This window comes from Pseudokineococcus sp. 5B2Z-1 (assembly GCF_037482305.1).
Taxonomy (GTDB): Bacteria; Actinomycetota; Actinomycetes; order Actinomycetales; family Quadrisphaeraceae; genus Pseudokineococcus.
In genome coordinates, this window is record NZ_JBBHZG010000004.1 from 37,086 (window position 1) to 58,077 (window position 20,992).

General features: G+C 77.4%; 14 protein-coding genes. 9 read left to right on the forward strand and 5 right to left on the reverse strand.

From position 1 onward, the window contains the following. The first annotated feature begins 175 nt into the window (after positions 1 to 175). Together WDV85_RS11040 and WDV85_RS11045 are read left to right on the forward strand one after the other, a co-directional pair. A complete protein-coding gene (locus tag WDV85_RS11040) occupies positions 176 to 3,304 on the forward strand; it encodes a glycoside hydrolase family 2 TIM barrel-domain containing protein (RefSeq protein ID WP_339570658.1) in 3,129 nt (1,042 codons plus the stop codon). A 207-nt stretch (positions 3,305 to 3,511) separates the two neighbouring features. After that, on the forward strand, positions 3,512 to 3,868 hold the full coding sequence (locus tag WDV85_RS11045) for a VOC family protein (protein WP_339570659.1): 357 nt from the start codon (positions 3,512 to 3,514) through the stop codon (positions 3,866 to 3,868). 238 nt (positions 3,869 to 4,106) lie between these two features. Here the strand turns inward: WDV85_RS11045 and WDV85_RS11050 are convergent, their stop codons facing one another. Continuing rightward, positions 4,107 to 5,813, reverse strand: coding sequence for a glycoside hydrolase family 13 protein (locus WDV85_RS11050; protein WP_339570660.1), 1,707 nt, complete (start codon positions 5,811 to 5,813; stop codon positions 4,107 to 4,109). A 292-nt stretch (positions 5,814 to 6,105) separates the two neighbouring features. Beyond that, entirely contained in the window at positions 6,106 to 8,583 is a 2,478-nt protein-coding gene (locus WDV85_RS11055; protein WP_339570661.1) for a putative bifunctional diguanylate cyclase/phosphodiesterase, read from the reverse strand. Positions 8,584 to 8,962: 379 nt separating this feature from the next. Here WDV85_RS11055 and WDV85_RS11060 point away from each other — a divergent pair, with 379 nt between their 5' ends. Next, on the forward strand, positions 8,963 to 10,645 hold the full coding sequence (locus tag WDV85_RS11060) for a SulP family inorganic anion transporter (RefSeq protein ID WP_339570662.1): 1,683 nt from the start codon (positions 8,963 to 8,965) through the stop codon (positions 10,643 to 10,645). A gap of 2 nt (positions 10,646 to 10,647) precedes the next feature. Continuing rightward, positions 10,648 to 11,058, forward strand: a complete 411-nt coding sequence (locus WDV85_RS11065) for a MerR family transcriptional regulator (RefSeq protein WP_339570663.1) — start codon at positions 10,648 to 10,650, stop codon at positions 11,056 to 11,058. A 27-nt stretch (positions 11,059 to 11,085) separates the two neighbouring features. On the opposite strand, the gene WDV85_RS11070 is transcribed toward WDV85_RS11065, so the two are convergent. Continuing rightward, on the reverse strand, positions 11,086 to 12,114 hold the full coding sequence (locus WDV85_RS11070; RefSeq protein ID WP_339570664.1) for a sugar-binding transcriptional regulator: 1,029 nt from the start codon (positions 12,112 to 12,114) through the stop codon (positions 11,086 to 11,088). A gap of 142 nt (positions 12,115 to 12,256) precedes the next feature. Between WDV85_RS11070 and WDV85_RS11075 the strand changes: the two genes are divergently transcribed. Both WDV85_RS11075 and WDV85_RS11080 read left to right on the forward strand, forming a co-directional pair. Then, on the forward strand, positions 12,257 to 13,618 hold the full coding sequence (locus tag WDV85_RS11075) for an MFS transporter (protein WP_339570665.1): 1,362 nt from the start codon (positions 12,257 to 12,259) through the stop codon (positions 13,616 to 13,618). Between the two features lie 75 nt (positions 13,619 to 13,693). Then, positions 13,694 to 15,178, forward strand: coding sequence for a sulfatase family protein (locus WDV85_RS11080; protein ID WP_339570666.1), 1,485 nt, complete (start codon positions 13,694 to 13,696; stop codon positions 15,176 to 15,178). A 41-nt stretch (positions 15,179 to 15,219) separates the two neighbouring features. On the opposite strand, the gene WDV85_RS11085 is transcribed toward WDV85_RS11080, so the two are convergent. After that, a complete protein-coding gene (locus tag WDV85_RS11085) occupies positions 15,220 to 15,972 on the reverse strand; it encodes an HAD family hydrolase (RefSeq protein ID WP_339570667.1) in 753 nt (250 codons plus the stop codon). Between the two features lie 236 nt (positions 15,973 to 16,208). Here WDV85_RS11085 and WDV85_RS11090 point away from each other — a divergent pair, with 236 nt between their 5' ends. Beyond that, positions 16,209 to 16,826, forward strand: coding sequence for a hypothetical protein (locus WDV85_RS11090; protein ID WP_339570668.1), 618 nt, complete (start codon positions 16,209 to 16,211; stop codon positions 16,824 to 16,826). 89 nt (positions 16,827 to 16,915) lie between these two features. On the opposite strand, the gene WDV85_RS11095 is transcribed toward WDV85_RS11090, so the two are convergent. After that, on the reverse strand, positions 16,916 to 18,715 hold the full coding sequence (locus WDV85_RS11095; protein ID WP_339570669.1) for a dihydroxyacetone kinase subunit DhaK: 1,800 nt from the start codon (positions 18,713 to 18,715) through the stop codon (positions 16,916 to 16,918). Between the two features lie 301 nt (positions 18,716 to 19,016). Between WDV85_RS11095 and WDV85_RS11100 the strand changes: the two genes are divergently transcribed. Further along, positions 19,017 to 20,375 carry an acetamidase/formamidase family protein gene (locus WDV85_RS11100; protein WP_339570670.1) on the forward strand — a complete coding sequence of 453 codons (1,359 nt, stop codon included), beginning with the start codon at positions 19,017 to 19,019 and terminating at the stop codon, positions 20,373 to 20,375. Between the two features lie 134 nt (positions 20,376 to 20,509). After that, positions 20,510 to 20,929 carry a hypothetical protein gene (locus WDV85_RS11105; protein ID WP_339570671.1) on the forward strand — a complete coding sequence of 140 codons (420 nt, stop codon included), beginning with the start codon at positions 20,510 to 20,512 and terminating at the stop codon, positions 20,927 to 20,929. Positions 20,930 to 20,992 lie beyond the last annotated feature (63 nt).

A 20,992-nucleotide genomic window follows, 5' to 3' on the forward strand; every position in this document is an offset into this window, starting at 1 on the left:
CGCACGGAGGCGGGCGACGCCGTCCGGGCGGCGGCGAGGTGGGCGGGGCGCCGGGCGGCGTCTGCCAGAGTTGGCGCGGCTCACCACCGGCGGCGTGCTCGTCGGCGGCGACCCGACCTGCTGACCGTCCTGCGGCGCCGACGCGCGGCGGGCCCACCGAAGGAGCCGTCCCGGCGTGACCTCCCCGCACCGCGCGCTGCCCGCCCTCCCCGCCCACCTGGAGAGCACCTCCCCGGGCAGCGGGCGGCGCTGCGCGCCCCGCGCGCGCGTCCGCTCCGACGCCCCCGAGCTCGACCTCTCGGGCACGTGGCGCTTCCGCCTGTGGCCCACCGCCCTCGGCGGCGGGGAGGACGACGCCGCGCTGGCCGCGCTGTCCGAGCCGGGCGCCGTCCCGTCGAGCGGTGCGGCGGAGGGCTGGGACGACCTGCCCGTGCCCTCGCACTGGGTGATGCACGGCGACGGCCGGTACGGGCGGCCCTGGTACACGAACGTCGTCTACCCCTTCCCCGTGGACCCGCCGCACGTGCCCACGGAGAACCCGACGGGCGACCACCTGCGCTCCTTCACGGTGCCGGACGAGGGCCCCGAGGCGGACGCGTGGACCGGGGCCGAGCGCCACGTCCTGCGCCTCGACGGCGTCGAGAGCGCCTGGCGCGCCTGGCTCAACGGCGTCGAGGTCGGCACCGGCACGGGCAGCCGCCTGCAGCAGGAGCTCGACGTCACGGGGCTCGTGCGCCCGGGCGAGAACGCGCTGCTGCTGCGCGTGCACCAGTGGTCGGCGGCGACGTACCTCGAGGACCAGGACCAGTGGTGGCTGCCCGGCGTCTTCCGCGAGGTGACGCTGCTCGCCCGGCCCGCCGGGGCGCTCGACGACGTCGCCCTCGACGCCGGCTACGACCACCGCACCGGCGCGGGCCGCCTCGACGTCCGCGTCACGGCGGGGGCGGACGCCTACCCCGTCGTCCTGCGCGCGCCCGGGCTCGGCGTCGAGGTGACGTGGGAGGGGCCGGACGACGTCGCGCCCGTCGACGTCGACGCCGTGGAGCCGTGGAGCGCCGAGGTGCCGCGCCTCTACGACGTCGAGGTGTCCTCGCGCGGTGAGACCGCCTCCCTGCGCGCCGGCTTCCGGACCGTGGAGGTCGTCGGCGACCAGTTCCTCGTCAACGGCCGCCGCGTCGTCTTCCGCGGCGTCAACCGCCACGAGGTGGCCGCCGACCGCGGCCGGGTCTTCGACGAGGTGCACGCCCGCGAGGACCTCGCCCTCATGAAGCGGCACGGGGTGGACGCGATCCGCACGAGCCACTACCCGCCGCACCCGCGCCTGCTCGACCTCATGGACGAGATGGGCTTCTGGGTCGTGCTCGAGAACGACCTCGAGACCCACGGCTTCGAGCTGACCCCCGGCGCGCCGTGGCGCGGCAACCCCAGCGACGACCCGGCGTGGGAGGAGGCGTACCGCGACCGCGTGGCCCGCACCGTCGAGCGCGACAAGAACCACGCCTGCGTCGTCCTCTGGAGCCTCGGCAACGAGGCCGGCACCGGGCGCAACCTCGCCGCGGCGGCCGCGGAGATCCGGCGGCGGGACAGCACCCGGCCGATCCACTACGAGGGCGACCACACGGCCGCCTACACCGACGTCTACAGCCGCATGTACCCGACGCTCGAGGAGGTCGAGGCCATCGGCTCCGGCGTCGGGCCGGTGCGCTGGACGACGCCCGCGCAGGCCGCGGCGGTGCGCGCGCAGCCGTTCCTCCTGTGCGAGTACGTGCACGCCATGGGCAACGGGCCCGGCGCCGTCGCCGAGTACGACGCGCTGACGTGGCGGCACCCGCGCGTCCACGGCGGCTTCGTGTGGGAGTGGCGCGACCACGGGCTCGCGCACCGCACCGAGGACGGGACCCCCTTCTTCGCCTACGGCGGCGACTTCGGCGAGCCGATCCACGACGGCAACTTCGTCACCGACGGGCTCGTGCTCTCCGACGGGACGCCCTCGCCCGGGCTCGCCGAGTGGGCGGCCGTCGTCGGCGCCGTGCAGCTGGCGCTCCACCCCGCCCGCCCCGGGGCCGGGCCGCTGCTCGAGGTCACCAACCGCCGCCACACGGCCAGCACGGCCGACCTCGCGCTGGCCTGGCGGGTCGAGCGCGACGGCGAGGTCGTCGCGTCCGGAGACCTCGAGGCGGCGCCGGTCGAGGCCGGCGGAGGGGCCGTCCTCGGGCTGCCCGACCCGGCCGCCGCAGCCGGCCCGACGCCGGGGGGTGCGGAGGACTGGCTCGTCGTCGAGGGGGCGCTCGCCGCGGCCACGGGCTGGGCCGACGCCGGGCACGTCGTCGCCCGCGCGCAGCTCGACGTGACGCCGCCGCGGGCCCTGGCACCCGCGCGCCCGGCGGGCGCCCCCGTCGTCGTCGCGGACGACGGGCGCACCGCCCGGGTCGGCGACGCCGTCCTCGACCTGAGCACCGGGCGGCTGGTGGCCGTGGGCGACCTGCCCGTCGACGGGCCGCAGCTCGAGCTGTTCCGCGCCCCGACCGACAACGACCGCGGGCGCACCCCCCACGGCTACGAGGACGTCTCCCCCGCCGAGAGCGCCGGCGAGGGCACGGACCACCCGTCGTCCGCCGAGCGCTGGGCCGCGCTGGGGCTGCACCTGCTCCAGCACCGCGTGCGGTCCGTCGACGTCGGCGAGCGCGAGGTGGTGGTCCGCTCGCGCGCGGGCCTGCCGAGCACGGACCTCGGCGTCGACGTCACCTACCGCTGGTCCGCCGGTGCGGACGGCGCGGCCGAGCTGGCCGTCGAGGTCTCGCCCACGGGCCCGTGGACGGGCACCTGGCCGCGGGTCGGGGTGCGCCTCGACCTGCCCGCCTCGGTCGGGACGGCGACGTGGTTCGGCACGGGGCCGGAGGAGTCGTACGCCGACTCGGCCCGCGCGGCGGTCGTCGGGGCCTTCACCCGCCCGGTCGACGACCTCGTCGTCGCCTACAGCCGGCCCCAGGAGAGCGGCCACCGCCCCGACCTGCGGTGGGCGCAGCTGGCGGGCGCCGAGGGCGGCCTGCACGTGGCCTCGCTCGCCGACCGCCCGGGCGAGGCCCGGGTCGGCTTCACCGCCCGGCGCTGGACGCCCCAGGAGCTGGCGGCGGCCGCGCACGACCACGAGCTCCCCGCCTCGGACCGCGTGGTGCTGCACCTGGACGCCGCGCAGCACGGGCTCGGCTCGCGGGCCTGCGGGCTCGACGTCCTGCCGCAGCACCAGCTGCGGCCCTCGGCGCGGGCCTTCCGCGTGGCGCTGCGGGCGGTGCCCCGCGGCTGACGCGGGCCGCCCGTCGACCCCGGCCTGTCGACCCCGGAGCGCGAGCCCGTCGACATCCGCACAGCGACCTGCGCAACGGCGCCCCTAGAGGTGGCGCACGCGCCTGACCCGCGGTGACGCAGGGTGGACGCGCGTTCCGCAGGTCGCTGTGCGGCGTCGACGGCGCACCGCCTCGCCGGGGGTCGGCGGGTGGGGCACGGTGAGGGCGTGAGCACCGTGGAGATCGCCCTCACGACCCCCGACCTCGAGCGCCTGGCCGCCTTCTACGCGGGCGTCCTCGGCGCCGACCCGGTGGGTCGCACGCCCGAGGACGGCCCGGCGGTGGCCGTCGTCTTCGACCTCGACGGCGTCGCGCTGAGCCTCGTGGCCGAGGACGGAGCCGAGCCCGGGCCGGGGCGGGCCGTGCTCACGCTCGGGGTCCGCGACGTCGCGTCGGCCGTCGGGCGGGCGGTCGACCTCGGCGGCGCCGTCCTCGCCGAGCCCCAGGACGTCTCGTGGGGCCAGCGCGTGGCCTCGGTGCAGGACCCGGACGGCGCCGCGCTCACGCTGGCCCAGGACCTCTGACCCCTGCGGCCCCCGGGCCGCAGGGCCCTCGGCCACCGGAGGTGCTCAGCCGCTGCGCGGGTCGACCTCCGGCCCGACGCCGCGCGGACGCCCGCCTCAGCGGTCGCAGTCGAGGTCGTCGAGGTCGACCGCCGCGGCGAGGGCCGCGTAGCCGGCGTCCCCCGGGTGCAGGCCGTCGCCGCTGTCGTGGGCCGGCAGCAGCCGGTCCGGGCCCGGGGACGACCGAGCCTGCGGGCGATCAGCCCGCCGCGGGAGCGGAGACCCACACGGCCGTGCTGGCGGGCAGGCTCACCCAGCCGTCGCCGGCCGTGACCGAGCCCTCCGAGGCGAGGAGGACCTCGCCGTCGCACGGGACGGCGACGGCCTCGTGCCCCATGTTGACCCAGCAGGAGACGCGCCCGGTGGCGTCGTCGCCGCGGTGGACGACGAGGACGTCGCCCCGCCGCTCGAGGGAGGCCGGGCCGCGGCCGAGCGCGCGCAGCTCGCGGCGCAGGACGAGAGCGGTGCGGTAGAGCTGCAGCGTCGACGCCGGGTCGGCCGCCTGCCGCTCGACGGACAGCTCCTCCCAGCCGGCCGGCTGGGGCAGCCACGGCGGCGCCGAGCCCTCCGCGGAGAAGCCGGCCGCGGGGCCGGTGGTCCAGGGCATGGGGATGCGGCACCCGTCGCGGCCGGCGCGCAGGCCGCCCGAGCGGAAGAAGATCGGGTCCTGCTTGGCCTCGTCCGGGACGACGACCTGCGGCAGGCCGAGCTCCTCGCCGGCGTAGAGGTACGGCGAGCCGGGCAGCGCGAGGAGGAGCATCGCCGCGGACCGGGCGCGGGAGAGGCCGTGCGCGCCGCCGCCGAAGCGGGTGACCTGGCGGTCCTTGTCGTGGTTGCCGAGCACCCACGAGACGGGCGCGCCGACGCGGTCGAACGCCGTCAGCGCCGAGCAGACGCCCTCGGCGAAAGCGGCGGCGTCCCACGGCGACTTGAGCAGCCGGAAGGCGAAGGACTGGTGCATCTCGTCGGGCCGGACGTAGGCGGCGACCCGGTCGAGGTCGGCGAGGCAGACCTCCCCGACGAGCATCCGCTGCCCCCCTGCCTCGTCGCCGTAGGAGTCCACGAGCGCCCGCCAGCGCCGCCAGACGGCGTGGACCTCCGGCTGGTCCCAGGTGTGGCGCTGCTCGTCGCCGTGCCCGAAGAGCGTCGGCGAGTAGGTGCCCGGGTTGTCGCGCAGGCCGGCGTCCTTGAAGAGGCCGTAGGCGACGTCGACGCGGAAGCCATCGACGCCCAGGTCGAGCCAGAAGCGCAGGGTCTCCTCGAAGTCCTCCGCGACGGAGGGCTCGCGCCAGTCGAGGTCGGGCTGCTCGGGCGAGAAGAGGTGCAGGTACCAGCGGCCGTCGGGCGTGCGCGACCACGCGCTGCCGCCGAAGAGGCTGCGCCAGTTGTTCGGCGGCTCCTCCGAGGGCGGCGCGAAGACGTACTTGCGGGCGTGCGGGCCGTCCGGGTCGGCGAGCGCCGCCCGGAACCACGGGTGCTGGTCGGAGGTGTGGTTGGGGACGACGTCGAGCAGCACGCGCAGGCCCAGGGCGTGCGCGTCCTCGACGAGCAGGCGCACGTCCTCGACGTCGCCCAGCTCGGGGTCCACGGAGCGGTAGTCGCAGACGTCGTAGCCGCCGTCGGCCCCGCCGGAGGGGTAGTGCGGGGTGATCCACAGCGCGTCGACGCCCAACCACGCCAGGTGCGGCAGCCGTGACCGCAGGCCGGCGAGGTCGCCCACGCCGTCGCCGTCGCCGTCGGCGAAGGAGCGCAGGTACACCTGGTAGACGACGGCGTCGCGCCACCAGGCGTCCTCGACGCCCGGCGCCAGGTCGGGGCGGGGGCTCGCGGCCGGGGCGGCGCTGCAGCTCTGGCGCTGCTGCGGCAGGCGTCGCGTGGCGTTCGCGGGGGCGGCGGTCTGGGCCATGCGGGTGTATCGGCGGGCGGGTCGCCCTCCTGGACCCCTGTCCCCGACGGGCCCGGCGTCACGGCGACCGGCCTGACCGCGACCGGCCTCGTCGCGACCGGCGGGGGCGCTCACCGCCGCGTCCCGGCGAAGTCCCGGAGGAGGTCGCCGGCCGCGCCGAGGTGCTCGCGCGGGCGGTCGTCGTCGGGGGCCTGCGGGCACGACGGGGCCGGCGCGGTCGTGGGCAACGAGGCTCCAGGAGGGGTGTCGGGAGGCGGTGGAGACTCCCCGTCGACCCTCCGTGTCGCTTCAACTACACCACGGGAGGCGCCGGGAGGGAAGACGAGGCAGCGCGGTCCCGACCGTCACCCGGCGTCCTCGGCCCCGGGACGGGGGTCGCCGCCGGCGTGGTCTCCCGGGCGGGGGCGGGTGAGCCTGCCAGCACCTCGTCCGCCGGGGCGGGGCGGCCGTGGAGGTAGCCCTGCGTCTCGTCGCAGCCCAGGGCGACGAGACGCGCGAGGACGTCCTCGTCCTCGACGCCCTCGGCGACGACCCGCACACCCAGCCGGTGCGCCAGCTCGACGGTGCCCGCGACGATGGCGGTGGTGCGCTCGTCGGCGACGCGGGCGGCGAACACGCGGTCCAGCTTGAGCTCGGTCACGGGCAGGTCCTGCAGGTAGGCCAGGGAGGAGTAGCCCGTGCCGTAGTCGTCGATGCTCACCCCGGCCCCGAGGGCGACGAGCCGGCGGGCCGCCGCCACGGCGGCGTCCGGGTCGGCCATGACCGTGGTCTCCGTGACCTCCAGGACGAGGGCGGAGGGCGGCGTCCCCGTGCTCGCCAGCACCTCGGCGACGGCGCCGGGCAGCGCCGGGTCCGACAGGCAGCTCGTCGAGAGGTTGACCGACGTCCGCAGCGCGCGGCCCTCCCGCCGCCAGACGGCGGCGTCCTCGAGCGCGCGCCGCAGCACGTGCCGGGTGACCGCGCCCATGAGCCCGTGCTGCTCGGCGAGCGGCAGGAAGACGTCCGGCGGCACGAGGCCGCGGCGCGGGTGGCTCCAGCGCACGAGCGCCTCGGTGCCGACGACGCGGCCCGCGGCGTCGAGCTGCACCTGGTGGTGGACGACGAGCCGCCCGACGTCGGCCCGCCCGCCCCTGCCGCCCTCGGCGTCGCAGCCCGGCCCCAGCAGCGCCCGCAGCTCCTCGAGGACCTGGGCGGCGTCCTGCGCCGCCCGGTCCAGCTCACGGTCGTAGCGGCTGACGCCCCCGCCGGCGGCCTTCGCCGTGTACATCGCGACGTCGGCCCGCCGCAGGAGCTCCTCCCCCGTGAGGTCGCTGCCGCCGTCCGCGCAGGCGACGCCGACGCTGCCCCCCACGACGAGGCGGCGGTCGGCCAGGAGCACGGGCCGCTCCAGGGCCCGGCCCACGGCCGCGGCCACGGCGGGGGCCGACCCGGCGGAGCGGGGGCCCAGCACCACGGCGAACTCGTCGCCTCCCGGGCGCGCCAGGTAGGCGTCGGCGGGCAGGACGCCGTGGAGGCGCACGGCGACCTCCTGCAGCAGCAGGTCGCCCGTCGCGTGGCCGTGGCGGTCGTTGACCTCCTTGAAGCCGTCGAGGTCGAGCAGCAGCAGGGCCCTCCCGCGCCCCGCGTCCGGCGCGCCCAGCTGGGCGGCGAGTCCCCGGCGGTTGCCCGCGCCGGTCAGGTCGTCGGTCAGCGCCTCCTGGCGCCGGACGGCGAGCTGGCTGAGGTCGCGGACGAGGTGGGCGGCGCGGGCGGCGACGCCGAGCACCGCCAGGACGCCGTAGGCCACGGGCAGGAGGGCCTCGACCGTGACGGGGCCGCGGGAGACGACGAGGAGGGCGAGCGCGAAGAGCAGCACGAAGACGGCCCCGCCCGTCGACGCCGACGTCGTGGCGGGCCGCGGCGCGTGGGGCTCGCCCATCGTCGTGATGCTCACGAGCGCGACCACGACGGCGAGCACGACGCCGGCCGCGCGGGACGTCGCCGTCCCCGCCGCGGGGTCGACGAGGCGGGCCGCGAGCGCCACCGCGACCCCGCCCGTCGCGGCCGTCAGCGCCCAGATGCGGACGTCCGCGAGCAGGCCGGCCAGGGAGGCCACCGTGGGCAGCGTCCCCAGGAGCACGAGCACGGCGCCGAGCTGGAGCAGCCACGCCTGGGTCGCGACGAGGGAGCCGGGGAGCTCGGCGCCCGTCCACCGCAGGAGCAGCGTGCCGAGCGCGGCGACGCAGAGGACCGCGCCCACCCCGTTGAGCCAGTCCCCGGGGCCGGTCGCGGGCCCGCGGAACCGGTTCCAGTGCAGCGTCCCCTGGTAGAGGAGCAGCGCCGCCACGAGCCCGCCCGCGTCGGCGGCGGGCAGCGCCGCCGCGCCGAGGGCCGCCGCGACGTCCTCGCCCAGCCCCGCCACGACGACGACGGCGCACGCCGCGGCCCACCACCGCCACACGGGCCCCTCGCCGGCGCTCGCCCGGGCGCGCCGGACGACGAGCGCCGCGGCGACGGCCGGCCCCAGGGCTGCGAGGAGCGCCCGCGCCGGGCCGGGCGGCGCGGCGGCGCCCAGCCCGGTGCCAGCGGATCCGCCCCCACCCAGCCCGTCCCCACCCAGCCCGTCCCCACCCAGCACGGCCGCGACCGAGACGGCGCCCAGGACGGCGACGAGCAGGGCCGCGGCGGCTCGCCGCTGCCACCCGGGCTCGATCTCGCGCCAGCCCGGGGCGTGGCGGTGCCACCAGCGGGCAGGGCTGCGCCCGGTGCCGGTGCTCGAGCGGTCCCCCACACCTCCCCCGTCGGCCGCGGACCGCCTGCGGCGCACGGGCGCCCGCGCGCGTCACCCGCTCGCGCCGTCTCCTCCCCCGGACGCCCGCCCGGTCGCCGAGGCGCAGGAGAGCGCTCCCACCCCCCGGGTCCGCCCTCCCGGGCCGGGGCACGTCACCGGGCAACCCTCGGGTGCCTGTAGAGTTCCCGCCGGCACGCCGGCCCACGCCCGCGGTCCCCCCGCGGGGCACCGGCCCGGCCGCCCCCCGGACGTCCGCCGCGCACGAGCGCGCGGCCGCGGACGGCCACCCCGACCTCTGCGCGACGACGCGCCCACCCCGCCAGCACGTGACGAGCGGGCGCGCCCGCGCGAGCGGCGCCGCGCCCGGGACGGAGACCGCATGAGCACGCCATCCGCACCGCCGGACGACCACCGCGACGACCACCGGGGCGGCCCCGACAGCGGGACCGAGCACGCCCTCGCCGGTGCCACGACGGCCGACGGCGCGACCGTCGGCACCGTGCCCCCCGGCCCCGCGGAGAGCCCCGGGGAGAGCGCCGCCGAGTCCTCGGGCGGGCGCCGCCGCGTGTCCGCGCCCGCGCGGCCGCACGGCGGCATCTCCGTCCTCGAGGCCCTCAAGGACCCGCGCCGGCTGCGCATCGAGGTCCTCGCCGGCCTCGTCGTGGCCCTGGCGCTCATCCCCGAGGCCATCGCCTTCTCGATCATCGCGGGGGTCGACCCCCGCCTCGGGCTCTTCGCGTCCTTCACGATGGCCGTGACGATCTCCTTCCTCGGCGGCCGGCCCGCGATGATCTCGGCGGCCACCGGGGCGACGGCGCTCGTCGTCGCGCCGCTCGTGCGGGAGCAGGGCGTGGAGTACCTCTTCGCCGCGGTCATCCTCGGCGGACTCGTGCAGGTGGTCCTCGGCGTGCTCGGCGTCGCCCGCCTCATGCGCTTCATCCCGCGCAGCGTCATGGTCGGCTTCGTCAACGCCCTGGCGATCCTCATCTTCATGTCGCAGGTGCCCCAGCTCGTCGACGTGCCGTGGGCCGTCTACCCGCTCGTGGCCGTGGGCATCGCCGTCATCGTCCTGCTGCCGCGGCTGACCACCGCGGTGCCCTCGCCCCTCGTCGCGATCGTCGCGCTCACCGGTTTCGTCGTCCTCGCGTCCGTGACCGTGCCGGACGTCGGCGACCAGGGCGAGCTGCCCCAGGACCTGCCGTCGCTGCTCCTCCCCGACGTGCCGCTCTCCTGGGAGACGCTGCAGCTCGTCGCCCCGTACGCGCTCGGCGTCGCCGTCGTCGGGCTGCTCGAGTCCCTCATGACGGCGAAGCTCGTCGACGACGTCACCGACACCGGTTCCTCGAAGACCCGCGAGGCCTGGGGCCAGGGCGGCGCGAACATCGTCACCGGCTTCTTCGGCGGCCTCGGCGGCTGCGCGATGATCGGCCAGACGATGATCAACGTGAAGTCCTCCGGGGCCCGCACGCGGATCTCGACGTTCCTCGCCGGCGTCTTCCTCCTCCTGCTCGTCGTCGTCCTCGGCGACGTCGTCGCGGTGATCCCCATGGCCGCGCTCGTCGCCGTCATGGTGATGGTCTCCGTGGGGACCTTCGACTGGCACAGCGTCCGCCCCGCCACGCTGCGCCGGATGCCGCTGTCGGAGACCGCGGTGATGCTCTCGACCGTCGCCGTCACCGTGGCCACGCACAACCTCGCCTACGGCGTCGTCGTCGGCGTGCTCGTGGCCATGACGCTCTTCGCGCGTCGCGTCGCCCACCTCACGGAGGTCGTCGAGGTCGCCCAGCCGGACGAGGGCACCCGCGTCTACGCCGTCACCGGCCAGCTCTTCTTCGCCTCCAGCAACGACCTGGTGCACCAGTTCGACTACGTCGGCGACCCGCACGACGTCGTCATCGACCTGTCGGGCGCCAACGTCTGGGACGCCTCGACGGTGGCGACGCTGGACGCCATCGAGACGAAGTACGCCGCCCGCGGCAAGACGGTGCGCATCACCGGGCTCGACGAGCACTCGGCCCGCCGCCGCGACCGCCTCGCCGGCCACCTCGGCGGGGGGCACTGACGGTGGCCGGTGCTGCCGGGGCCAGGGCCGACGGGGACGGGGGCGCCCGGCCGCTGCAGATCGGGCGCGTCGCCGAGATCACTGGCCTCTCGCTGCACACGCTGCGGCACTACGACGAGGTGGACCTCCTGCGCCCCTCGGCGCGCAGCGAGGGCGGCTTCCGGCTCTACACCGCCGGCGACGTCGACCGCCTCCTCGTCATCCGCCGGATGAAGCCGCTGGGCTTCTCCCTCGAGCAGATGCGCGAGCTGCTCGAGGTGGTGGACGCGCTGCCCTCGGCCGACGGGGCGCAGGAGGCGGAGCTGCGGGAGCGGCTCGCCGGCTTCACCGCCCTCGCCGAGGACGCCCGGCGGCGCATGGTCGAGCGCGTCGCCATGGCCGACGAGCTGCTGGAGCGGCTGCGCGCGCGCTGACGGGGCCCCCCGCCGCCCAGCGACGGCTCACCCCGGCAGGTCCAGCACCGCCCGGGCGAGGTCGCCGTCCGCGACGAGCGTCGAGACGAGACCGGCCCGGGCGGCGGCGCGGGTCGCGACGGCGCGGTAGGCGCCGTAGCTCGTGGCCAGCCGCTGCGGCGCCCGGCGGAGCTGGTCGACCGACAGGCCGACGACCCGCTCGTCGAGGGGGGTCGCGACGAGCTCGCCCGCCGCGTCGACGAGCCGGCCGCTGATCTCCCCGACGGCACCGGCGTCGGTGACCGCCCGTCGCACCTCCTCGTCGAGCAGGTCGTAGACGGCCGAGCACGAGGAGCGCCACGCGCCCACGGAGACGACGGCGACGTCGAGCCGGTCCCCCAGCGCGAGGGCGGCCGCGATCTCCGGCTGCCGCCGCAGCCCCGCCGCGGTGGCCGCGTCCTCGACGACGAGCGGCGCGTAGACGGGGTGGCCGTGGGACCCCGCGGCCGCGGCCACCCGGCGGACGACCTCGACCGACCCGAGCAGCCCGTCCGCCGGGTGGACGGCCCCCGCGAGCTGCACGACCGTGCAGCGCGGCAGGCGCGGCAGCTGGTGGCTCATCGCCTCGATGGCCCGGCTCCACGTCATCCCGAGGACGTCGCCCTCGCGGACGAGCTCGCCCAGGACGGCGGCCGCGGCCGCGGCGACGAGCTGGAGCGGTGCTGCGGACCGGGGCGCCCCCTCGCCGCCGGCCGGCGGGGCCTGGACGACGACCGCGCGCGGCACGTCGAGCGCCTCCTGCAGGGCGGCGCTCAGCTCGCGGTCGACGCCGCCGGGCGTGGTGATCTCGACGCGGACGGCGCCCCGCCGACGGGCCTCGGTGATGAGGCGAGCCACCTGGAAGCGGCTGACGCCGAAGGCCTTCGCGATCTGCACCTTGGACGCGTCGTCGAGGTAGAAGCGGCTCGCCATCTGGACGCCGAGGGCGTCCTCGTCCCACCGCGCCAGGGCCTCCCGCTCCGCGCGGGAGAGGGGCTCGTCCCCGCCCGGACCACCGGTCTCCGCGTCGCTCGCCATGCCGCGATGGTGCCCGCCCCCGCGCGCCGGAGCGCCACCGGCCCGCGCCGCTGCACTTGCGGTCGCTCGGCTCGGCCTCGCATGCTGGCTCTCAGATGAGAGGAGCCCCCCTCATCTGAGCGACCGCGACGGAGGCGAGCCCATGTCGAGCACCACCGGACGCCCGGACGAGCCGCCGGGCCCCTCCACGACGGGGTCGGCGAGCCCGTCCTCGACGGGGGACCCCGCGGTGACACCGCGCCGCGCCGTCGCGGCCGCCTTCAGCGGGGCCTTCCTCGAGTGGTACGACTTCTACCTCTTCGGCACCGCCTCGGCGCTCGTCTTCGCCCGGCTCTTCTTCCCGGAGTCGTCGCCGACCGCAGGCACCATCGCGGCCTTCGGGACGTTCGCGGCGGGCTTCGTCACGCGCCCCCTCGGGGCGGTGCTCTTCGGCCACTTCGGCGACCGCCTCGGGCGCAAGCCGATGCTCATGATCACCATCCTGGTCATGGGCCTCGGGACGTTCCTCATCGGCGTCCTGCCGACCTACGACAGCGTCGGCGTCTGGGCGGCCGTGCTGCTCATCGCGCTGCGGCTCGTGCAGGGGCTCGGCATCGGCGGCGAGTTCGGGGGCGGGGCGCTCGTGGCCCTCGAGAACGCCCCGGCCCACCGGCGCGGCGTCATGGGCAGCATCCACCAGATGGGGACGCCCGTCGGCCTCCTGGCCTCCACCGGGATCTTCGCGCTCGTCGAGACGCTCCCCGAGGACGCCTTCCTGTCCTGGGGCTGGCGGATCCCCTTCCTGCTGGGCGGGGCGTTCCTCGTCGTCGCCTTCTACGTGCGCGCCCACCTGCCGGAGACGCGCACCTTCAGCGAGGAGAGCTCCGAGCGGCGCCGCTTCCCGCTCGCCGCGCTCGTCAAGGAGCACCCGCGGCAGATCCTCCTGGCCATCGGCGCCCGCATGACGGACGCGGTGACGTTCAACGTCATCAACGTCTTCGGCATCGCCTACGCGACCTCGGCCCTCGGGCTCCCGGAGCAGCTCATGCTCACGGGCTTCGTCATCGCCTCGGCCGTCGAGGTCGTCCTCCTGCCCGTCATCGGGCGCGTCTCCGACCGCATCGGTCGTCGCCCCGTCTACCTCTTCGGCATCGCCGTGTGCGCCGTCATGGGCGCCGCCTACTTCCCGCTGCTGTCGACCGCGTCGACCGTCGTGGTGTGGCTGACGATCGTCGTCACCCTCGCCGTCGGCACGGGCTGCATGTTCGGCATCCAGGGGACGCTGTTCTCCGAGCTCTTCGGCACGCGCATGCGCTACACCGGTCTCGGCGTCGCCTACCAGGTCTCCGCGCTGCTCGGCGGCGCACCCACGCCGATCATCGCGACGGCGCTGTCGGCCGCCGTGGGCAGCTACTGGCCGGTCGTCGTCTACCTCGTCGTCGTCTGCGTCATCAGCTTCGCCTGCGTCGTCGCGGCGGGCGAGACGCGCGACCGCGACCTGGTCGAGGAGCGGGCCCGCGCCTGACGGCGCGGCCCCCGTCCCCCCACCGCACCGGCGCGGTCCCGCGCCGGCCCACCCCCCCCCGCACGAGGAGGTCCCGTGGTCGACGCACCCGGGAAGAGCACCGGACGACGGCCCAACGTCGTCTTCGTCATCACCGACCAGCAGCGCTTCGACACCGTCGCAGCGCTGGGCCACGACCACGTGGACACCCCGCACCTCGACCGGCTGGTCGCCGAGGGCACCGCCTTCACGCGCACCTACGTGACCGCGCCCTCGTGCGCGCCGTCGCGGGCGAGCCTCTTCACCGGCATGTACCCGCACTCCACCGGCGTCCTGCGCAACGACGACGTCTGGCACCACTCGTGGGTCGAGCGGCTCGCGGCCGCCGGCTACCGGTGCACCAACGTCGGCAAGATGCACACCTACCCCTACGAGACGTCGATCGGCTTCCACGAGCGCCACGTCGTGGAGAACAAGGACCGCGGGCACCCCGACCTGCCGTTCTTCCTCGACTCGTGGGACAAGGCGCTGCACGTGCGGGGGCTGGAGAAGCCCGACCGCGTGAGCCTGCGAGGTCGCGAGGACTACCGGGAGAACCTCGGCGCCTTCACCTGGTCGCTCCCGGAGGACATGCACCCCGACCACTTCGTCGGAGACCTCGCCCGGTGGTGGCTCGAGCGCTACCTCGGCGGCTCCCCGGAGACGACCGGCAGCCGGCCGGGCGAGCAGCCCTTCTTCCTCCAGGTGGGCTTCCCCGGGCCGCACCCGCCGTACGACCCGGTGCCCCGCTACCTCGAGCGGTACGCCGACCGCGACGTGCCCCTGCCCCACCGCACCCCGGAGGACCTGGCCGCTCAGCCCGAGCCGCTGCAGGAGCTCCGGCGCGCCCACCAGGCGGTCGACCACGACGCCGTCGTCCACCTCGAGGACCCGAGCGACGAGCAGCTGCGGCGCCAGCGGAGGCACTACCTGGCCAACGTGACGATGCTCGACGACCAGGTCGGCGCCCTGCGCGAGGTGCTCGAGCGGCTGGGCGTCTGGGACGACACCGTCCTCGTCTTCACGTCCGACCACGGCGACTGCCTCAACGACCACGGCCACAGCCAGAAGTGGACGATGTACGACCCCAGCGTCCGGGTGCCCGCCATCGTGGCCGGGCCCGGCGTGGCGGAAGGACGGCGGGTCGAGGGGCTCACCTCGATGATGGACCTCGGGCCGACCGTCCTGGAGCTCGCGGGCGTCGAGGTGCCGCACTGGATGGAGGCGCAGTCGCTGGTGCCGGCGCTGCGGGGCGAGGAGTGGCCCGGGCGCGAGCACGCCTTCTCCGAGCACGCGCGCGACCACATCCTCACCGGCACGGCGATGATGACGATGGTCCGCGACGACCGCTGGAAGCTCGTCTCCTTCGTCGACAGCGACGAGGGCCAGCTCTTCGACCTCGAGGCCGACCCGCACGAGGAGCGCACCCTCTGGGACCACCCGGCGTGCGCCGAGGTGAAGCAGCGCCTGCTCGAGGTCATGGCGCGGTGGCGCACGGAGTCCGCGCTGCGCAGCGCCGACTGGGCGGCCGACGTCCGCTGACGCCCGGACGACGCCGGGGCGGGCCCCGCCCCGGCGTCGTCTCAGCGCGTGCGGAGCAGCTCTCCGACGGGCGAGCCGTCGAGGTTCTCCAGCAGGTCGGCGGGGTCGCGGTACACCGCGGCGGCGCCGGCGCCGAGCAGCTCCTCGCGCGAGCTGCCGCCGCAGGTGAGGGCGATGCAGGGCATGCCGGCGGAGCCGGCGGACTCGACGTCCCACACCGTGTCCCCCACCGCGACGCAGCGGCTCGGGTCGAGGCCGTGGGCCTCGGCGGCCCGGCCGAAGATGTCCGGGGCCGGCTTGGCCGCCTCGACGTCGCCGGACGTGAGCACGCCGGCCAGCTCGTCTCCCGCGCCGACCGCGGGGAGCATCCAGTCGAGGTCGCTCTTGTCGCCGCTCGTCGCGAGGACGACGGCGAGGTCGCGCTGCGCGAGCGCGTCGATGAGGTCGGCGGCCCGCGGGAAGGGCTCGACCTCCTCGCGCATCCGCGCGTACTGCTCGGAGTGCCCGCTCGTCACGGCCTCGACGAGGTCGTCGTCGACGGCGTCCGAGCCCGGGGAGCCGAGGCCGTCGCCGAGGACCCGGCGCACGAGCTCGGAGCTGCCGAGGCCGATCGCGCGGTGCAGCACCGCCATCGGCACGCCGTGGACGTCCGCCGCGCGCAGGGCCCGGGACCACGCGACGACGTGGAGGAAGTTCGTGTCGAGCAGGGTGCCGTCGACGTCGAGCAGGACGCCGGCGCGCGGGGAGTCGGGGGCGGCGCCGTCGTCGGACCGGTCGTCGGGCGAGCTGGGCACGGGGGACCTCCTGGCGGTGGTGGGGCACTCGCGGCGCCGGGACGGGCGCGGGGGCGGGGGCCGCGGGACCTGCCGACCGTAGGCGCGCCGCGCCGCCGCCACCCGTCGGCAGCGGTCGCGGGCGACGACGGCGCCCCCTACCTTCGGACGTCCCCTCCGCCGGGGTGCTCGTCGTCCGGGCGCCGCGGCGGTCCGCCCGCAGCACCCGCGGCTGCGCCCACCCCGAGGAGCCCCCCGTGGCCCACGAGACCTCCCCCGGCGAGCGCCCCGCGCGCCGCCCCGACGGCGACCACCACGACGACCGGCCCGCCGACGACGTCCGCGGGCACGCGCACCGCGGCGGCACCGAGCCGCTGCCCCGGGCCGCGGGCTCCGCGCACGACCAGCGGGGCGACGACCGTCGTGACTACGACCGGGGCTACGAGGAGGGGCGGGCCGCCGCTCTGGGTGCCGGCGCCGCGACCGGCGGGCGCGTCGCGCAGCGCGAGGGCACGCGGTCGCCCAAGCCCGCCAAGACGAGCGCGGCGGCGACCTTCGCCCTCGTCTTCGGCCTGTCGTCGCTGCTGTCGGCCCTGACCCTGCTGCTCACGCCGCTGGCGCTGGTGCTCGGGATCATCGGCCTGGTGCTCGGCGTCGTCGGCATCTCGATGACCAAGCGCGTCGGCGTCACCGGGCGCGGCCTCGCCGTCGGCGGCCTCGTGCTGGCGGTGCTCGGCCTGGTGGTCAGCCTCGTGCTCATCATCGGCATCACGACCGTCCTCAACGACGACCAGGCCGTCCAGCGGCTGCAGGACCAGGTGCAGCAGCTGCAGAGCCAGCTGCCCGAGGACCTGCAGCCGACGACTGGGAGCTGAGCCGGTCCGCCGAGACGGAGCCTGTGGTCACCGCAGGGGGACGTGGGTGACCACAGGCTCCATCTCGGCGACGGCGGGACGCGGCGGCCTCAGCGGCCGGCGGCGAGCAGCGCCTCCACCGCGGCCGCCGAGGGGTCCTCGGCCTCGTCGCCCGTGACGACGGCGGCCCGCAGGAGCATCGCCATCGCGACGGCGCCCGGGTCGGGGGTGCCGACGACGCGGTCGCCGAGGTAGGCGGCCCGGCCGCGGCGGGCCCGCACCCGAGTCGTCGCACCTGCGCCGTCGGCCGCGGCGGTGGCCGCGTCGCCCAGCGACCCGCCGTCGGCGAGCGCCCGCACCGCGGGGTCGAGCGCGTCGACGAGGGTGCGGTCGCCCACCTGCGCGCCGCCGACCCGCTGCACGGCCGCGACGCCCTCGCGCAGCCCGTCGGCCCACGCCGCGTCGCCGGCCGAGGTCTCGCCGCCCGCGCGCTCGGCGGCCGCCGCGAGCTCGGCGAGCAGCAGGCCCACGAGCGGGCCGCTCGTGCCGCCCACCTCGTCGAGGAACACCTCGCCGGCCGCCGCGAGCGCCTCCGCCCCCGTGCGGTCCGACGCGGGGCCGTCCGCGTCGAGGCGGGCGACGACGCGGCGCAGGCCGCCGCGGACATTGTCGCCGAAGTCGCCGTCACCGGCCAGGCGGTCCAGGCGCGTGAGGTCGTCGTGCGCCGCCTCGACGTCGCCCGCCCAGCGGCGCAGGGCCCGCTCGGGCGCGGAGGCGCCCTCCGGCAGCGACCCGTCGGCGGGAGCCGCGCCGTCCACGGGCGCCGCGGCCGCCGGGGGCTCACCGTCGGCGCCCGCCCACGGCGCGGGCACGACCTCGGGCCCGCCGGGGCCGCCGCCCGAGAGCGCCGCCGAGGACGACGGTGCCCGCCACAGGTCGAGCCAGCCCTCCTCGAGCGCCGTCAGCGTCACCGAGAAGCCGTGCATGTCGAGGGCCGCCACGTAGGTGCCGACGAGCGCGCCGGCGACGGCGACCCCGCGCCGGTCGAGCGCCTCGGCCACCTCCTCCATCACCGCGTAGAGCTCGAGCTGCGTCGTCGCGCCGAGGCCGTTGACGACGACGAGCACGCCGTCGCCGGCCGCGCCGGACGCCGCGCCCTCCACCGGGAGGGCGGCGAGGACCTGCCCGGCGAGCTGCTCGACGAGCTCGGGCAGGGGCGGCCGCGCGACGGTGCGCTCCGCGCGCTCGCCGTGGATGCCGACGCCGAGCTCGAGCTCGTCCGGGCCGAGCGCGAAGGCGGGCTCGCCCGTCGCCGGGTCGGTCTGCGCCCGGGAGGCGACCGCGAGGCTGCGGCTCGCCGCGACGACGCGGGCGCCGAGGTCCGCGAGGGCGTCGACGTCGGCCCCGGCGTCCGCCGCCGCGCCGAGCAGCTTCTCGACGACCACGGTGGCCGCGGTCCCCCGGCGGCCGGCCGCGTTGTCGGCGGAGTCGGTGGCGACGTCGTCGTCCACGAGCACCTCGCCGACGCGCACCCCCTCGAGGCGCAGGCGCTCCGCGGCGATGCGGAAGTTGATGACGTCGCCCGTGTAGTTCTTCACGACGAGCACGACGCCGTCGGGCCCCGCCGCCGCCCGGCCCGCCTCGAGGACCTGCCGGTTGTGCGGGGAGGTGAAGACCATGCCGGGCGCGGCGCCGTCGAGCAGGCCGGGTCCGAGGAGGCCGACGTGCAGCGGCTCGTGGCCGGCGCCGCCGCCCGAGACGAGGCCGGTGCGCCGGCCGGCGTGCCGGGTGCGGGCCAGCAGGTGCAGCGGCTCGGGCCGCAGGGCCACGAGGTCGGCGTGGGTCCGCGCGAAGCCGGCGGCGGCGCGGGCGACGGGCTCGTGCTGGGGGTGGGCGAACGGGGCGGCCACGGCTCCTCCTCCGCGCGCGGCGTCGGCACCGCGCGGCGGGGCGATCCTCCGCGCCGCCACCGCGCCGGGGCAACCCGCCCGCGGGGGCGGACCGGCGACGACTCGCGCTCCCGAACGCGACGCGAGGGCGAACCGGCGACGACTCGCCCTCCGGTGGGCGGCTCAGAGGGCGAACCGGCGACGACTCGCCCCGGGGGGCCGCGTCGTCACGCGCCGGCAACGCGGGGACACGCCGGGGCAACACGGGCGCAGGAGCGTGCACCCGCCGTCCCGCCCGGGGCCGGCGGACGAGGAGGACGACGTGGACGAGCTCACGACCCAGCGGCGCGACGGGGCCGTCCGGCTGACCGACGGGCCGACCGGCGGGCCGGCGATCGGCCCGACGCCGGAGCAGGCGGCGGAGGTGCTCGCGCGCGGCCTCGGTCGGCGGGGCTTCGTCCGCGCCGCGGCGGGCATGGGCGCGGCGGCCGCCGCGGTCGTCGGCGGGTCGGCCGCACCGGCGCTCGCCGCCCCGCGCGGCGCCGCGGGCCGGCCGGTCCCGGTGCTGCAGCCGCTGCGGCGGCCCCCGGCCCGGGAGACCTACGTGCCCTGCGACCCGGCGACGGCCCTGTGGGGGCGCCTGCCCACGCGGAGCACCGACCCGGTGGCGCGGGTGACGTCGGGGACGGTCCTGACCATGGACACCGTCTCCCACGAGGGCGTCCTCGAGGACCAGGGCAAGGACCCGCTCGACTACTTCACCTCCTTCGGGGTGAGCCCGGACGCGGTGCTGCAGGACGCGATCGGCGTCGCGGCGCGCACCCCGCACGACGGCCCGGGGCCGCACGTCGTCACGGGCCCGGTGCACGTGCGGGGCGCCCGGCCCGGTGACGTCCTGAAGATCGACGTCCTCGAGCTCACCCCGCGCGTGCCCTACGGCGTCATCTCCAACCGCCACGGCAAGGGCGCCCTGCCCGGGGAGTACCCGGAGGCGTGGCGCGGCGACCCGTCGCTCGCCGAGTGGTTCAACCAGGGCGGCAACGTCAGCGTCTTCACCGCGGTCCAGAGCCGGCAGGGCCGCCTCGTCGGCGCGATGCCCGGCCCCGTGCCGGCGCGGTTCCCGCTGCGGCCCTTCCTCGGGATGATGGGGGTGGCCCGCGACACGACCGCCCTCGTCGACTCGGTGCCGCCCACGGACGCCGGCGGCAACATCGACGTGGCCGACGTCGGCGTCGGCGCCACCCTCTACCTGCCGGTGCGGGTGCCGGGCGCCCTCTTCTTCGTCGGCGACCCGCACATGGCGCAGGGCGACGGCGAGGTGGCCCTCACGGCGATGGAGGGCTCGCTGCGCGCCCGGCTCCGCCTGTCCGTCGTCCGCCCGGGCGACGGCGCCCCCCGCATCACCGCGGAGCAGCCCTTCGCGGAGACGCCCGAGCACTGGATCCCCATCGGCCTGTCCGACCAGGACGGCCCCGAGGGCGGTGGCAACGGCACGGACCTCGACGTCGCCATGCGCCAGGCCGTGCGCCACGCCCTGGCCTTCCTCACCGAGGAGCTGGGGATGCCGGGGCCCGTGGCCTACACCTACCTCTCGGCGGCCACGGACTTCGCCGTCTCGCAGGTCGTCGACCGCACGACGGGCGTCCACGCGCTCATCCGCAAGGCCGACTTCGGCCGCTGACGCGCCGCGCACGAGCCTCGGCCGGGTGACCGCGCCCCGGGGTCGGGCCGCCGGGATGGCGGTCCGGCCCCGGGAGTGCTGGTGTGGCCCCGACGGGCTGCAGAGCAGCGGCCCCCGCTCCCGGGAGGCCCCCCGTGACCACGACCGCCCGCTCGCCCCGCTCGTCCGGGGCGCCCCGCTCCACCGGCTCCTCCGCGGCGCTGCGCGCCCTGCAGGTCACGGCCGCCCTCAGCGTGCTCGCCGTGGTGTGGCAGTTCGTCACCGCGGGCAGCCTCGTCCAGGACCCCTCGTGGCTGGGCCTGCACGGCGGCGGCGCGATCGTCCTCCACGTCACCTCCGGCCTGGCGGCGCTGGCGGCGCTGTGGTGGTGGCGCAGCGGCGCGTCGGCCCGCCTCGCCGTCCTCGCCGTCGTGACCTCCGCCGTCACCTACCTGCAGGCCTGGAGCGGTGACCACGCCCCGCTGTCGGTGCACGTGCCGCTCTCGCTCACCGTCGTCGCCACGACGGCCTGGCTCCTCGTCGCCGCGCTCGTCGCCGGGCGGCGCCGGGCCTGAGGACCCGCCCGACCGGTCGGCGCCGCCCCGGGCCGCCGCCGGGCGGGCGAGGAGGACCGACGG

Coding starts and splice junctions, on each gene's coding strand:
- WDV85_RS11050 (WP_339570660.1), bottom strand. CDS start 5,813: ATGGCCCAGACCGCCGCCCCCGCGAACGCCACGCGACGCCTGCCGCAG.
- WDV85_RS11060 (WP_339570662.1), top strand. CDS start 8,963: ATGAGCACGCCATCCGCACCGCCGGACGACCACCGCGACGACCACCGG.
- WDV85_RS11070 (WP_339570664.1), bottom strand. CDS start 12,114: ATGGCGAGCGACGCGGAGACCGGTGGTCCGGGCGGGGACGAGCCCCTC.
- WDV85_RS11075 (WP_339570665.1), top strand. CDS start 12,257: ATGTCGAGCACCACCGGACGCCCGGACGAGCCGCCGGGCCCCTCCACG.